The organism is Streptomyces antioxidans (genome assembly GCF_000968685.2).
Lineage (GTDB): Bacteria > Actinomycetota > Actinomycetes > Streptomycetales > Streptomycetaceae > Streptomyces > Streptomyces antioxidans.
Map to the genome: position 1 here is coordinate 158,706 of NZ_LAKD02000027.1, position 14,670 is coordinate 173,375.

13 protein-coding genes are annotated in these 14,670 nt (G+C 71.7%); 6 read left to right on the forward strand and 7 right to left on the reverse strand.

The annotated features are described in order from the left end of the window. Positions 1–182 precede the first annotated feature (182 nt). The 3 genes from VT50_RS10870 to VT50_RS10880 all read left to right on the forward strand — a co-directional run bounded on the left by VT50_RS10870 (position 183) and on the right by VT50_RS10880 (position 2,596). Positions 183–650: a DinB family protein gene (locus VT50_RS10870; protein ID WP_075200241.1), complete on the forward strand. Its 468-nt coding sequence runs from the start codon at positions 183–185 to the stop codon at positions 648–650. Further along, positions 647–1,843, forward strand: a complete 1,197-nt coding sequence (locus VT50_RS10875) for a MalY/PatB family protein (RefSeq protein WP_046084095.1) — start codon at positions 647–649, stop codon at positions 1,841–1,843. Before VT50_RS10870 ends, VT50_RS10875 begins: the two co-directional genes overlap by 4 nt. A gap of 129 nt (positions 1,844–1,972) precedes the next feature. Beyond that, positions 1,973–2,596, forward strand: a complete 624-nt coding sequence (locus VT50_RS10880) for a TOPRIM nucleotidyl transferase/hydrolase domain-containing protein (protein WP_046084096.1) — start codon at positions 1,973–1,975, stop codon at positions 2,594–2,596. Positions 2,597–2,624: 28 nt separating this feature from the next. Here VT50_RS10880 and VT50_RS10885 read toward each other — a convergent pair whose 3' ends face one another. The 5 genes from VT50_RS10885 to VT50_RS10905 form a co-directional block, all read right to left on the reverse strand. Then, positions 2,625–3,644: an NADPH:quinone reductase gene (locus VT50_RS10885; RefSeq protein ID WP_046084097.1), complete on the reverse strand. Its 1,020-nt coding sequence runs from the start codon at positions 3,642–3,644 to the stop codon at positions 2,625–2,627. Between the two features lie 140 nt (positions 3,645–3,784). Then, a complete protein-coding gene (locus tag VT50_RS10890; protein ID WP_046084098.1) occupies positions 3,785–4,681 on the reverse strand; it encodes an aldo/keto reductase in 897 nt (298 codons plus the stop codon). Next, entirely contained in the window at positions 4,678–5,238 is a 561-nt protein-coding gene (locus VT50_RS10895) for a TetR/AcrR family transcriptional regulator (RefSeq protein ID WP_053048407.1), read from the reverse strand. The genes VT50_RS10890 and VT50_RS10895 overlap by 4 nt, the downstream gene beginning before the upstream one ends. A gap of 87 nt (positions 5,239–5,325) precedes the next feature. After that, a complete protein-coding gene (locus VT50_RS10900; protein WP_206269388.1) occupies positions 5,326–5,880 on the reverse strand; it encodes a CGNR zinc finger domain-containing protein in 555 nt (184 codons plus the stop codon). Positions 5,881–6,070: 190 nt separating this feature from the next. Next, complete coding sequence (locus VT50_RS10905; RefSeq protein ID WP_046084099.1) at positions 6,071–7,216, reverse strand: Glu/Leu/Phe/Val family dehydrogenase; 1,146 nt, start codon at positions 7,214–7,216, stop codon at positions 6,071–6,073. Between the two features lie 258 nt (positions 7,217–7,474). Here VT50_RS10905 and VT50_RS10910 point away from each other — a divergent pair, with 258 nt between their 5' ends. The 3 genes from VT50_RS10910 to VT50_RS10920 all read left to right on the forward strand — a co-directional run bounded on the left by VT50_RS10910 (position 7,475) and on the right by VT50_RS10920 (position 11,949). Next, entirely contained in the window at positions 7,475–8,398 is a 924-nt protein-coding gene (locus VT50_RS10910) for a LysR family transcriptional regulator (RefSeq protein WP_046084100.1), read from the forward strand. Between the two features lie 74 nt (positions 8,399–8,472). Then, complete coding sequence (locus VT50_RS10915) at positions 8,473–9,225, forward strand: type 1 glutamine amidotransferase domain-containing protein (protein WP_046084101.1); 753 nt, start codon at positions 8,473–8,475, stop codon at positions 9,223–9,225. Positions 9,226–9,285: 60 nt separating this feature from the next. Beyond that, a complete protein-coding gene (locus VT50_RS10920) occupies positions 9,286–11,949 on the forward strand; it encodes a type 1 periplasmic-binding domain-containing protein (protein WP_053048408.1) in 2,664 nt (887 codons plus the stop codon). 29 nt (positions 11,950–11,978) lie between these two features. On the opposite strand, the gene VT50_RS10925 is transcribed toward VT50_RS10920, so the two are convergent. Next, on the reverse strand, positions 11,979–13,388 hold the full coding sequence (locus tag VT50_RS10925; RefSeq protein WP_206269395.1) for an amino acid permease: 1,410 nt from the start codon (positions 13,386–13,388) through the stop codon (positions 11,979–11,981). 274 nt (positions 13,389–13,662) lie between these two features. After that, complete coding sequence (locus VT50_RS10930) at positions 13,663–14,661, reverse strand: LysR family transcriptional regulator (protein ID WP_046084103.1); 999 nt, start codon at positions 14,659–14,661, stop codon at positions 13,663–13,665. Between the last annotated feature and the right edge of the window lie 9 nt (positions 14,662–14,670).

Sequence of the window (14,670 nt, forward strand, 5' to 3'; positions counted from 1 at the left end):
GAGCCATGTGCTCCACCCTAGCAGCGGAGTCACCAGTCAATGAGGTGATGCTCGACCTCGGAGCATGAGGACATCGAGGCGTTGACAGGCAAGCTTGGCCACCTCATTCTGATGACGTCACCGGATAAGCCGGTGACGGTAGCCGGTGTCATCCCGGCTCCTCCATCGACGAGGACCCCGCCTTGCGAGACCAGAACGAATATCTGTACTTCTTGCGCCGCGCCTTCGACGGCATGCTCGGAGCGCTGGAAGACCTGGGTGATGACCTGGGGAACGCCCGGCCACCGCTGCCGGGCGCCAACTCCGTCTACGCGATCGCGTACCACTGCGTCGGCGTCGCCGACTACTGGATCGGGCACATCGTCGCCGGGCGGGAGGTCGACCGTGACCGGGCCGCGGAGTTCACCGCCGCGGGAAGCGCACAGGAGCTCCGGCGGAGCGTCGACGCGCTCTTCGAGCGGATGGCGACCGACCTCGAGCCGGTGACACCGACGGCGCCCCCGCGCAACACACCGCCCGCCGCGTTCGAGGGGCCGGACCGCCCGCTGAGCGTGCCGGGCGTCCAACTGCACGTACTCGAAGAGCTCGCCCAGCACCACGGCCAGATACAGATCACCCGTGATCTGCTGACGCGGGAAGCGCGTTCATGAGGGTCACCCGGCCCGAGCCGGTGCCCGGCTTCGATGACCTCGGCCTCGACTGGCTGCGCGCCCGCCACAGCGTCAAATGGCACCGTCCGGGGCCGCGGGTGCTCCCCGCATGGGTGGCGGACATGGACTTCCCCACCCCTCCGGCAGTGGTCGCCGCGCTGCGGGAGGCCGTCGAACGCCGCGATCTCGGCTACCCGGACTGGCCGGACGGCAGTCCGCTCCGTCGCGCCTTCGCACGGCGGATGCAGGAGCGCTACGCGTGGGAGGCGCCAGCGGACCGCGTACGCGAGCAGACCGACCTGATCCAGTGCCTCCAGCTCGTCCTGCACCTCGCGACGGCCGCGGGTGACGCGGTGGCCATCCAGACCCCCAACTACCCACCGTTCCTCGCCACGTTGGCGACGATGGACCGGCGTGCCGTGCCCATCCCGATGCACGACTCCGCCGACGGCTGGCGCATGGACCTGGCCGCGCTCGACACCGCGGTGGCGGAGTCGGGCTGTAAGGCGCTGGTGCTGGTCAACCCGCACAACCCGACGGGCCGCGTGCTGACCCGTGCGGAGCTGGAGGAGACCGCCGCCATCGCCCGTCGGCACGATCTGCTGGTCATCAGCGACGAGATCCACGCCGAGCTGGTCCATGAGCCGCATCGTCACATACCCTTCGCCAGCCTCTCCCCGGACGCCGCGGCCCGCACCGTCACCCTCACCTCCGCCACCAAGGCGTTCAACCTCGCGGCCATTCGCTGCGCGGTCACCCACTACGGCCCGGACCGGCTGCTCGCGCTGCGCGACGCCCAACCACCCGATCTGTACGGCGCCGTATCTCCGCTCAGCGTCATCGCCACCGAGGCCGCGTGGCGGGAGGGCGACACCTGGCAACGCGATCTGCTCGCCGTGCTGGACCGCAACCGCCGGCGGGTCCATCAGGTGGTGAGCGCCGAGCTCCCGCGGCTGCGCCACCATCTGCCGGAGGCCACCTATCTGGCCTGGTTCGACGCACGGCCACTGGAGATCGGCGAACCCCCCGTGGAGAGAGTGCTGAGGGAGGGCGATGTCCTGCTCGACGGGGGCAGCCCCTTCGGCCCGGACGCCGATGGCTTTCTGCGGCTGAACTTCGCCACGTCCCATGCCGTCCTCGAGGACATCCTGGACGGACTCGTCCGGGCGCTGCGGCCGGGGCGAAGCCACTGAGCCGACTCCGGGACTCCGGGACTCCGGGACTCCGGGACTCCGGGACTCCGGGACTCCGGGACTCCGGGATCAGCGCCGGGAGGGTGAAATACCCTGGCGTGGCGGCCGGAAGGGCCGGAGACTCGTCTCATGGCTGATATGAGGGCGTTCCGGGATGCGGTCATCGCATGGGCGGCCGGTGACCCCGGGGTCGGGGGCTCCGCGTGCGAGCTGGCCGCGCGGCTGCCCGTCCGGGCGGTCGTCCTGCTCGAAGGGCCGAGCGACGCCGCCGCGGTCAGCGCGCTGGCCGCGCGCCGCGGCCGGGACCTGGCGGCCGAAGGAGTCTGCGTCCTGCCGATGGGCGGCGCCATGAGCGTCGGACGCTTCGCCCACCTCCTCGGGCCGTCCGGTCTGGGCCTCCGCCTCACGGGGCTGTGCGACGAGGCGGAGCGCCGCTACTACACCCGCGGCCTGGAGCGGGCGGATGCGGCGCGGCAGGAGTTCTTCGTCTGCGCTGCGGACCTGGAGGACGAGCTCATCCGCGCGCTGGGCGTCTCACGGGTGGCGGAGCTCGTACGGGCGGAGGGCGATCTGCGCGCCCTGCGGACCTTCCTGCACCAGCCCGCACAGCAGGGCCGCACCTCACAGCAGCAGTTGCGGCGCTTCCTCAGCACGAAGAAGGGGCGGAAGATCCACTACGGCCGCGTCCTCGTCGAGGCCCTGGACGACGACCGCGTACCCGCACCGCTCGACGACCTGCTCACCAGCTTCTGAGCCAGCTTCCGCGGCGGTCGACCGGATGTCACGGCGTGACGTCCACGAGCACCTTGCCGACCGCGCCGCGCTCCACCGCCCGGTGCGCGTCGGCGGTGCGGTCGAGCGGAAAGCGGACCAGCGGCAGGCCGTGCTCCTCGCCGACCGGCAGCGCACCGCCGCGCACCGCGGCGGTGACGTCCTCAACGGCCGCGGCGAGGGGGTCCGAGCCGACCGTGTAGAGCACCACGAACTGGAAGCGTGCGTTCAGCACCATGCTCCGCATCACATCCAGCTCGACCGGCCTGTCCCCCTCGTTGCCGTAGGCCGAGACCGTGCCGCGGGTCCGCAGCACGGCCATGTCCAGTGCGAGGTTGGCGCCCAGCGCCACCTCGGCGACGACGTCGACGCCGTCCGGGGCGATCTCGCGGATGTCGGCGGCCGGGTCGCCCTCCCGGTAGTTGATCACGTGGTGGGCCCCGGCGGCGGTGGCCAGCCTTGCCTTCTCCGGGCCGCTGACCGTGCTGATCACGGTGGCACCGGCCCATCGGGCGAGCTGGATCACCGCGTGCCCGACCGCCCCGGCCCCGCCCGCGGCGAGCACCACCTTGCCGTCGAGCGCCCCGGGCCGCAGCCGCCGCGGTCCGTCCTCGGCGACGGTGAGCACGCGGTGCGCGGTGAGCGCGGGGACGCCGAGTGAGGCGCCGACGTCGAATCCGGCCTCCTCGGGCAGCGGCACGGCCCGGTCCGCGGGCACGACGGTGAACTCGGCGGCGGTGCCGGTGGGCCGCCCGGCGGCGGCCAGGAACAGCCATACCCGCTGGCCGGCCCGGCTCGGGTCAACCCCGTCGCCGACGGCGTCGATGGTTCCGGCACCGTCGAGGTGCGGGGTGACCTCGGGGAAGCGCTGGGGTCCCGTGGCACCGGAGCGGGCCTTCCAGTCGGTCGGGTTGATCCCGGACACGGCGATCCGGACCCGGACCTCGCCGGGGCCGGGCGCGGGCAGGTCGCGGTCGACGAGCTGGAGAACGTCGGGGTCGCCGTTGTCGCGGTGGATGATGGCCTTCATGGTCCGTCCTCAGAGCCTGGTGAAGCGGGGTCTCCCGGCGCGGCCTGCCGTTCCGTCAGGGCGTCCGGCGGGCGGTCGCGACTCTGGTCACGACCCCGTTCGCGATCCTGGTCGCGTTGGTTCCGGTCAGCCGATGGGTGTCAGCCGATGGAGGCCTCGTTGGGGCGGGACTCGACGGCATCGAGGGTGGCGAGGGTCGCGGAGTCGAAGGTGATCTCGCCGACCGCCATATTGGCCTCGAGATGGGCGGCGTCGGCGGTGCCGGGGATGAGCAGCACGTTCGGGGCGTGGTGCAGCAGCCAGGCGAGGCCGACCTGGGAGGGCGTGACGCCCAGGGACTCGGCCACGGACTGAACGGCCGGTTCCTCGGTGGCCTTGGGCAGGCCCGGGAACGCCCCGCCAAGCGGGAAGAACGGCACCCAGGCGATGCCCTCGGCCACGCACAGGTCAAGCATGTCCTCGTCCTCGCGGGAGGCGAGGCTGTACGCGTTCTGCACACAGACGATGCCCGCGGGCAGGGCGCGGCGCAGCCCGTCGAGGGTGACGCTGCTCAGGCCGATCGCGCCGATCTTGCCCTCGTCGCGCAGGGCGGTCATCGTCGCGAGCTGGTCGTCGAGGTCGACGATCTGGTCGCCCTCGGGGCGCAGCCCGGGGCCGGTGTCCAGGCGACGGAGGTTGACCACCGGGAGCCGGTCGACGCCGAGGCCGCGCAGGTTGTCCTCGACGCTGGCGCGCAGTTGCTCGGGCCGCTGTGCCAGACGCAGCGGCAGCTGCCCGCCGGGGTTGGGGTCGGCGCCGACCTTCGTGACGACCAGGACGTTGTCCTCGGGGCGCAGCGCCTCCCTGATCACCTCGTTGGCGAAGCCGAAACCGTAGAACTGGGCGGTGTCCACATGGTCGACGCCCAGCTCGACGGCGCGGCGCAGCAGCGCGACGGCCTCGGCACGGCGGTCGTGCAGGCGCTCGAGCTGCATCGCGCCATAGCCGATCCGGAACACGGTACGGCCTGCGAACGAAGCGGTCGGGGTGGTGGTCATGGCGCTGTCTCCTCGGTCGGTGATCGCAGGGCGGTGTACAGCAGTTCGGCCTGGTAGCGCGCCATCAACTGGTGGGCGATCGGCGCGGCGCGCTCCCCGGCCCCGTCCGGCCGGTGATTCTCGACCCTGACCAGCCACGCGGTGACGCAGTCGTGCAGCATCGCCCGCATCCGCTCCGTCATGTCGACGACGATGTGGCGGATGGCGGGATCGGTGGTCGCCTCCCCCCAGGTCTGCACGCCGACCCGGGCCTCTGCGGGGTCGATCGCCGCGATCAGGCGGGCGAGCAGTTCGTCGGGGCCGGGCGGAGTGTCGCTCGCGGCGTAGTCGCCGAGGACCTTGGCGCGCTTGATGAGCACCGCCCGAGCGGCGGCCTGCACCAGTTCGGCCTTGTTGCGGTAGTGCGCATAGATCGAACCGGCCGAGAGGCCGGACTCGGCCGTGATGTCGGCGATCGAGGTCCGCTCCAGGCCGTTGCGGCCGAAGCACCGCACGGCGGCCTCGGCGATCTGGGCACGCCGGAGTTCCTTGCGCGCGTCGGTGAGCCGCGGCACCACACACCCCACAAAAAGAATGAAGGTTCTGCTTGCGGAAGCAAGCTAACAGAATCTCTGTTCCTTTTGCGGGCGAGGCGGGCTTCGGGCTCAGGTTTCCATGACGGTCTGCTGTTTCTTCCGCTTCCGGTAGCTGGCGGCCTTGTGCTTGTTGCCGCACTCCGCCATCCCGCACCACCTCCGGGCCCCGGAGCGGGATACGTCCACGAAGAGACGCGTGCAATCGGGGTTCGCGCACTCCTTGGTCTTGCCGAACTGGGCCGAGCTCAACAGGTCTACGGCGTCGCGGGCCACCGCGCCAAGGACCTCGTCCACACCACCGGTCCGCGTCAGCCGCCCCGATACGTCGAGCTGATGCCTGGGCAGGGGCAGCCGGGCCGCGTCGTTCACCTCGGCGAGGGCGTCCCGGAACCCGGCACCGGAGGGATCATCTCCGGGGGGCCAGGCACGCACCAGGACGTAGATCGCCTCCCGTAGGCGGCGGACCCGCTCCAGCCCCCGGGTGTCCATGGGGCCGGGGTCGTCAAGCAGCTCCGCCTGGCGCATCCAACGGCCCATATCGCTCGGGGAGTTCAGCAGCTCCGTACGGAGGCTGCGGCGCCAGAGCTTCGTGCCCGCCAAGTCGAGACAGAGACGACCGCTCACAAAGACGAACTCATCCACGTGACCATCCACGTGACCATATTGCCGGGTAACGCCCTGGATGTCGACGCCCGTGCCCACACGGGGCTCTCCCTGCCCCTACCAGGGCGAATGGAGAATCGTCGTGATCGGCCCCGGCCCGCCCTCTCCGCCGGACGTCACCCGCTTGGCAGGTAACACAAGGGGCAAAGGATCAAGGGCCGATGCGGCCCTTGCTGCGCATGGCGGCGCGGACGCGTTCTTCGGCGAGTCCGCGCCCGGCGATATGCGGGGTGGTGGCGCGGCGCTCGGCCTCTTCCAGAACGGTCACGGCGTTGGTGCGCAGCCGCTCGGAGATCGTCTCGAAGATGGTGGAGGTCTCGGGCCGGAATCCGGAGTAGCGGGCGTCCATGGCGAAGGCGGCGGCGACGACGCCACCGGCGTTGGCCACGAAGTCGGGCAGCAGGGAGATGCCACGTTCGGCGAGGATGGACTGTGCCCGCGGTGAGGTGGGCAGATTGGCGCCTTCCACCACCAGCTTGGCCTTGATCTGGTGGGCGGTTGTCTCGTCGATGACGTCCTGGAGGGCCGCCGGGACGAGGATGTCGCAGTCGACGGTGAGCTCCTGGCCGGATGGTACGGCGATGCCCTGGTGGTGGCGGGTGACGAAGTCGTCGCCGTGCTCTTCCCGCGCCGCCCGCAGCGTGGGCACGTCCAGTCCGGAGGGGTTGTGGAGGGCTCCCCTGGCGGTGGAGACGGCGACGACGGTGGCGCCGAGTTCCGCGAACCGCCCGGCGGCGGCGTGGCCGACGGCTCCGAATCCCTGGATGGCGACCCGGGCGCCGCCGAGGGGCAGCCGGAGGTGCTGGGCCGCCGCGTCGGCGGCCTCGGCCACTCCGTAGCCGGTGACGCCGAGTTCGTCGTAGGCCACTCCCCCGAGGTGGCCCGGGGTGCCGACGGCGGCGCCGCGGTCGCCGAGCTCGTCCTGGACGATGGCCGCGTCGTTCTCGGTCAGGCCCATGTCCAGGCCCATGACGTATGCGCGGGGCACCTCGTTGGACAGGGCGCGGGCGAAGGCGCGCAGGATCGCTTCCTTGTCGGGGGAGGCCGGGTCGGCGACGATTCCCGCCTTCGCGCCGCCGTAGAAGAGGTCGACTCCCGCCCACTTCCATGTCATCACGCGGGCCAGCCGGGCCACTTCGCCGACGGAGACGGTCGGGCTCATGCGGGTGCCGCCCTTGCCGATGCCGCGGGCGGTGTTGTCGATGACCAGGACGCCCTTCATGCCGGTGCGTCGGTGGGAGACGACGACGATCTTCTCGGGCCCCCAGTCGTCGATGAGCGACAGCGCGTCAGTCACGGTGCGGATTCCTTGTCTGCTGAGGAGAAGGGCCGGTGGTGCGCGGCACGGGCGAGGAGTGTCGGGACGCCCCACGGCCCCGCGCGGTCGTCGTCACTGCGGTAGCTCCTTTGTCCATCGGCCGGGTCCGGCCCCGTCACGGCCACCCTCCAGCGCCCCCGCCCGCCCCACAAGGCCCAGCAGCACGAAAGTATTGACCTTTGAGCCATAGCGATGCTTACGCTGTGGCCCGTTCCGGACCCCGGTGGGAGGTACGCGTTGCTCAAGCCGCAGCACCTGCTCACCCTGAGGGCCGTCGTACGCACCGGCTCGTTCGTCGTCGCGGCCCGTGAGCGCGGGTACACCCCCTCGGCGATCTCCCAGCAGATCTCGGCCCTGGAGAAGGAGACGGGGCTGGTGCTGTTCGAGCGGGAGGCGCACGGCGTCCGGGCGACCACCGCGGCGCACCGGCTGGTCGACCTCAGCGTGCCGGTGCTGGCGGCCATGGACGACCTCGGCCATCAGGTGGACCAGCTGGCCACCGGTGCCACGGCCCGGCTGCGGCTGGGAAGCTTCCCCACCGCCAGTGTCCGGCTCGTGCCACCGGCGCTGTCGGCCCTGGCGTCGGCCCACCCGCGGGCGCAGGTCCAGCTCGAGGAGGGCGAGCCGGAGGAGCTCGTGGCCGCGCTGAACGCCGGTGATCTGGATGTGGCGCTGGTGTACGAGTACGGGCTGAGCCCCCGGCAGTGGTCGGAAGGCCTGGCCTGCCACCAGCTGGTCCGCGAGGACCTTGTACTGCTCGGGGCCCGGGGCAGCGGTCTGAGCCCGCGCCTGGCCGGGCTCTCGCAGGCCCGCTGGATCACCAGCAGGGAGGGCACGGCCGGTGCGCTCTCGCTCGACCGGCTGTGCGCGGCGGCCGGTTTCGAGGCCGTGGTCGCCTTTCGCAGCAACAACTACGGCGTCGTACGGGAGTTGGTGTCCGCGGGGCTCGGCGTGGCCATCGTGCCGGGGCTCGGCCACTCGCCCGGCGATGCGGTGGAGGCGACTCGGCTGGCGCAGCGCTCGGCGTTCCGCCGGGTGATGGCCCTGCACCGCCATGAGAACAGCAATCCGCTGCTGGGCACGATGATCCGCGCGCTGCGTGGCGCGGTGCCGGCGGACGAGCCGTACGCACACGCCGCGCGGGACGGGCAGCCGGACTAGGTGTGCTGACCGGACGGTTGTGATCCCGCCCGGTCCCCCGGGACCGGCGCCGCCACCTGTGGTAGGCAGATCCCGTGCGTATCCTTCTCCCCCTGCCCGACCGGGACTTCGATGTCACCGAGGTGGCCGTGCCCTGGAAGCTGCTGACCGACCTCGGCCACGAGGTGGTGTTCGCCACCGAACACGGCGACGGGCCGCCGGCCGCCGATCCGCTGCTGCTCACCGGAGTGCTCTTCGGGCAGCTCGGCGCGGAGCCCGAGCCCAAGGAGTTCTACGAGCGGCTGACCGGCGAGGCCGCCTTCCGCCACCCCGTCGCCTGGGCGGACCTCCGGCCCGCGGCGTACGACGGGCTGATCCTGCCCGGTGGCCACGCCCCGGGGATGCGCCAGTACCTCGGCTCGGATGTGCTGCGCGAGAAGATCGGCGACTTCTGGCGACTGGAGCGCCCCGTCGGCGCCATCTGCCACGGCGTTCTCGCCCTGGCCCGCACCCTCGACCCGGACACCGGCCGCAGCGTGCTCGCCGACCGGCGCACCACCTGTCTGCCCGCGTACATGGAGCGGACCGCCTACTACCTCACCGCCTGGCGCCGTGGCCGCTACTACCGCACCTATCCGGCCTACGTCCAGCACGAGGTCGTGGCGGCCCTGGCCGACCCCGCCCGGTTCGAACGCGGCCCCGTCGAACTGCGCCGCCGCGGCAGGGCCACCGACGACTCCGCCGCCTTCGTCGTCGAGGACGGCCGCTACCTCTCCGCCCGCTGGCCCGGCGACGCGTATCTCTTCGCCCGGCGCTTCGCCACGATGCTCACCGCCAATACCCCCTGAGGCCGGGACCCCTCCCGAGCCCCCGCTCTACCCTCGCGGCTGCCGAGGACGGGGGCAGACATGGAACAGACGCTGGACGCGGCGCTGGCGCAGCTGACGATCAGGGACCGGCTGCGCTTCGGGGGGTTGAGGTTCCACCGTTCGAGCGGGGCGCTGGTCCTGCAGCTCGAAGGTGCGGAGGCCACCGTCCGCGGCTGGCCCCGGCTCTTCCACGAGCGGCACCGCGGTGTGCTGCCGGTCAACTGTCCGGATGAGCTTCCGGCGGAGGAGACACCGGAGCAGCAGGTCGTCACCGAGCTGCTGGCCATCGCCCAGGGCTGCGGATACGACGGCCGCCCGGCCTACCGGCTGCCCATCGCCTTCCCCCGCTTCGCGGCGGCCTTCGCGGCGCTGTATGTGTGGCGCCCGGACGACGGCCAGATGCCGGCCAAGCAGAACACCAAGATCGCACGGATGGTCAAGCAGGCGATCGCCGAGGAACGCCGCTACACCCTGCAGGAGATGAAGGAGCGGGCCGAGGCGCTGGCCCGGGACGAGCAGCTGGCCCAGCAGCTGGGCGGGCTGGTCGGGGTGGTGGTGAGGGTGGCGGACGTCTGCCGGTTCCCCCACCGCCGTACGGTGCGCTGGTACCGCAGGAAGTGGTTCCGGGGCCGGGTCGTCACCCAGCTGGAGGTCTTCCGCGAGCTGCGCGGCCAGCAGCGGAAACCGGTGGCGGACAAGCAGTTGCTGCTCGTCGAGGCGCTGCTCGCGGACATCGACGCGCATTACGGCTTCTTCCGCCGCCTCAACCGGGCGCGGCGTCCGGTCGTCCTGCTGCCGGACGTCGACCGGTCCGCCGCGCGGCGGCAGATCAGGGACCGACTGCTGACCGCCTATGACGACGGGGCGCGCGGGCTGCGGGTCCATCCCGTCGTCATCGCCACCTCCGCCCCCGGCGCCGCGCCTCCGCCGCGCGGCGGACAACCCCCCGTGGCGGCCGAGGAGATCACCGCCGCGGTGCCCGACCGGTTCCGCGCCCGGGACGAGGCGGTGGAGCGGTGGCGGCGCAGCCAGGACGTACCGCTGCCGAGCCGGGTGCTCCAGGTGCGTCTCGCCTCGCCGCCGCCGGCTCCGCTTCCCGCGCTCGGGGCGGGCCGATGGGGCCCGGCGATGTTGTCGGCGGGCACCGTGGCGCTGGTGTCCGCGGTGCTCGCCGGGCTGCTGAACTGGGCCCCGTGGGGGCGTGCGGACGGCTGTGGCGAGCGGTTGCTGATGCGGGGCGCGGACTGTGTCGGCGTCTCGGACGGGACCGGGGTGTTCATGCCCGGTCTGCGGGGCATGCGCGAGGTCTTCGCCGGGATCGAGGCGGAGAACGAGCGGATCGCGCATACGGCGCATGCGACCGTGGCGCTGATGATTCCGATGGAGTCGGACAACCCTGCGGTGGGCAGGCAGATCCTCAGCGAGGTGCAGGGCGCCTATCTGGGACAGCTCAGGGCGAACGGCTCGGACGCCGCCCCGCCCATCCGGCTGGTTGCGGCCAACCCGGGCCGGGACTACCGGACGTGGCGGTACACGGTGGACCGGCTGGTCGACCAGGAGCCGGAGCTGCGGATGGTCGTGGGTTTCAATCTGAGCCTGGACTCCACCCAGGAGGCGATGAGCCATCTGACCAATGAGCTGAAGATCCCCGTCGTGGCAGGGCTGGTCACCTCCCAGTCCTTCGCCAACGCCGACGGTCCGGGCCCCTACCGCTATCCGGGCCTGGCCCGGGTGGTGTCCACGGCCAGGGACCAGGCCGCCGCGCTGCTGGCTTACGACCCGGGGCTGGCCCGCGCGCAGACGGCGCTGGTGGCCGACACCCGGCCGGGCGACAGCTACGACAAGTCGCTGCGGGACGCGTTCACCGGGGCCCGGGGCGGCGGTGCCGGGGCCCAGGACATGACGTTCACCTCGGAGGGGCCGGAGGCCGCGGGGGTCACCCCGAACGAGTTCGAGACCTTTGCCATGAACCTCTGCGAATCCAGGGCGCGCGTCGTCTACTTCGCGGGCCGGGCGTTCCATCTGGAGCTGTTCGTGAAGAAGCTGGCCCGCACCTACTGCGCCCGGAAGACGTCGTACACGGTCATCTCCGGCTCCGACGCGACCACCCTCGACGAACGCCTCGACGGCACGGAACGCGCCCTGCTACGGGGCGACCCGGACGCGGGCACCCCCACCGTCAACGTCCTGTACGCGGCACCGGCACACCCCGACGCCTGGGATGTGGAGGTCGGGCGCTGGAAGAAGCGCGCGGGAAAGCGGGCGGCGGCCCCCGCAGACCTGCCGCGCCACCTGGTCGAACCGCAGCGGGCCATGGCGCAGCTGCGCGCCGCGGCCAGGTCCCATGCGGGAAGGCTGGGCACGGTGCGGTTCGACGACGGACGGGCCATCGAGACCCACGATGTGATCCTGACCGCCGCGAAGGCCCTGACGAAGGCGGCGGCCACCACCCGGACTCCCGTCCCGTCGAAGGAGCGGATCAAGGAGGACTACGAGAATCTGAACTCCGCGTTCCGGGTCCAGGGAGCGGGCGGCTGGATCTGTCTGACGAACGCCGGTAACCCGTACAACAAGGCGCTGGCCATCGTTCGGCTCGACCCGATGCGGGACAAGCTGAGCTTCGAGGCCCTGGCCTGGCCGAAGGGGGCACCGGCCGCGGACGACCGGTGTGTGGTGCCGCAGAACCCCGGCCGCCCGGGATGAATCCCCGCCCTGACGTCGGCAGTGGCCAACTACCGCAGGGGCGCCCGCGTGCCGTGCGGCTCGGGCCCCTCGGTATCGGCCAGGTCGTCCAGGGTGTCGAGGTCCACGGACCCGCCGGGCATCACCTGGCGGGTGCGCCGGTAGCCGTAGGCGCCGTAGATGAGCAGCCCGGCGACCAGCCACGCCCCCAGCCGCACCCAGGTCTCCCACTGCAGGAACGACATCAGCCAGCCGGAGAAGAGCACACCGAGAACGGGCACCACCGGCATCCCGGGGCATCGGAAGGAGCGCTTGAGCTGCGGCTTCCGGTAGCGCAGGATCAGTACGGACACACAGACCACCATGAAGGCCAGCAGGACTCCGATATTGGTCAGTTCCGCCACCGCGTTGATGGGCAGCGCGCCCGCGAGCACCGCGGAGACGATGCCGATGATCCAGGTGGCGCGGTGCGGCACCTTGCGCTTGGGGTGGATGGCGCCGAACCACGAGGGCATGAGTCCGTCCCGGCTGAGCGCGTACCACAGGCGCGAGGCGCCCATCATGAAGGAGAACGTCACGGTGACGATGCCGATGACCGCTCCGACGGCGATGACGTTGGCCAGCCCGTTCAGCCCCACGTCGGCGAAGGCGCTGGAGATGCCGCTGTTCGGGTTGAGCTCGCTGTAGTGCTGGACGCCGGTGAGCACGATGCACACCAGGACGTACAGCGCCATCGAGATGCCCAGCGACAGCATCATCGCCTTGGGCAGCTTCTCGCGGGCCTCCACCGACTCCTCGGCGGCGGTGCTCAGCGCGTCATAGCCGAAGACGGCGAAGAAGACGGTGGCGGCGCCGGTGAAGGCCCCGTCGAGCCCGAAGGGTGCGAACGGGGTGAGGTTTCCGCTGTCGACCTTGGTGAAGCCCACCGCGATCACCACGAGAACGATGGCGATCTTGACGATGGTCAGCACGGTCTCGACACGGGCCGAGGTGCGGGTGCCACGGGTCAGCAGCCAGGCGACGGCCAGACAGATCGCCACGGCCAGCAGGTCGATCCGGTGACCGTCGCCGGTACCGGGAGCGCCCAGCGCCCAGGTGGGCAGGTGGATGCCGACGGCGTCGAGGAGGAAGCCGAGATAGCCGGACATGCCGATGGCGACGACCGCGACGATGGCGGTGTACTCGAGGAGGAGGTCCCACCCCACGATCCAGCCCACGACCTCCCCGAGGACCGCGGCGCAGTAGGTGTAGGAGGAGCCCGCTTTCGGCACCATCCCGGCGAACTCCGCGTAGGCGAAGGCCGCGCACAGCGACGCGGCCCCGGCGACGAGGAACGAGATCAGTACGGCGGGCCCTGCGACGTCCCTGGCGACGGCCGCCGCCAGGCTGAAGATACCGGCCCCGATGATCGCGCCGACGCCGATCATCGTCAGCTGGGTGAGCCCGAGGGTGCGCACCATGCGCTCGCCCGCGGGCCGCTCGGAGGGGAGGGTGCGCCGGAAGATCCCCTGGGGGCCTCTTCCCAGGAGGGCGGGAAGCCCGGGCTTGGGGGTGTGGTTGGGGGGCATGGCTGGCTCCATGGCAGACAAGCGGCGGCGCGAGGGGCCACCGTACGCGGGGTGGGTCACCACTGGCCTGAAACCATCACCCAGGGCCCGCCGCACCCGAAAGACTCAGCAGCGCGACAACTTGCGCTCCTGAGGCCAAGAGATCCTGGGCCTCCTCGTGGTCTGGTCAGCGGGTGAGGAGCGTGTCCCCGCTTTGCTGCTGACCCCCGGGCGGCCGCCGCCCGGCCGAGGTGCGCAGGACATCCACCAGCGCGGCCACCGTCGGCCGGTGTTCGGCGAAGGAGCGGTACACCACCACGATGTGGCGTTCCATCGTCTCCTGCAGCTCCAGGACATCGAGGCGGGAGGGGCGCAGCCGGAGCATCAGCTCCGTCACCACGCTGACTCCGACTCCGGCCTCGACCAGGGCCAGGGTGGCGGCCGTGTCCGTCACTTCGTGCAGCACCTGCGGCTCGAAACCGGCGCGGCGGCAGGCGGTGAGCACGGCACGGCCGTAGTAGCTGCCGATCGACGGCAGGATCCATCCCAGGTCCCTGGTGTCGGCGAGCGAGACCTTCGTGCGGCCGGACTTGGCGGACCTGCCGGACTGGCCCGGTCGACCGGACCCGCCGGACCGGCCGGACATGGTCCCGGTGGGCACCGCGAGCGAGAAGCGCTCCCTGGACAGCTCCCGCACCCGCAGGGACGGATCCCTCGGGATGGGCACATCCGGGTAGTCGAGACCCAGTGCCAGGTCCACGCTTCCGCCCGCCACCGCGTCGTACACCTCGTCCACGTCCATGTCCCGGCTGCGCACGGTCACGCCGGGGTGTCTCTCGCGCACCTGCCGCAGGGCGGGCGGCAGGATCTCGGCGGCGGCCGTGGCGAAGAGCCCGACCCGCAGCGTTCCGGAGATCTCGTTGCGGGTGCGCTCCAGCGCCTCGACGGCCTCGGCCTCCGTGGTGAGGATGCGCTCGGCGTGCAGGGCCAGGGTCGCCCCGGCGTCGGTGAGCTCCACTCTGCGTCCCACCCGTCGCAGCAGTCGCATGCCGGTGGCCTTCTCCAGCGCGGTGATCTGCTGCGAGACCCCGCCGGGGGTGTATCCCAGGGCCTCCGCGACCGCGGTGATGGTGCCGCGTCTGGTCAGCTCCACCAGTGAACGCAGCTGTGCACTCGTCCAGTCCATATAGGGATG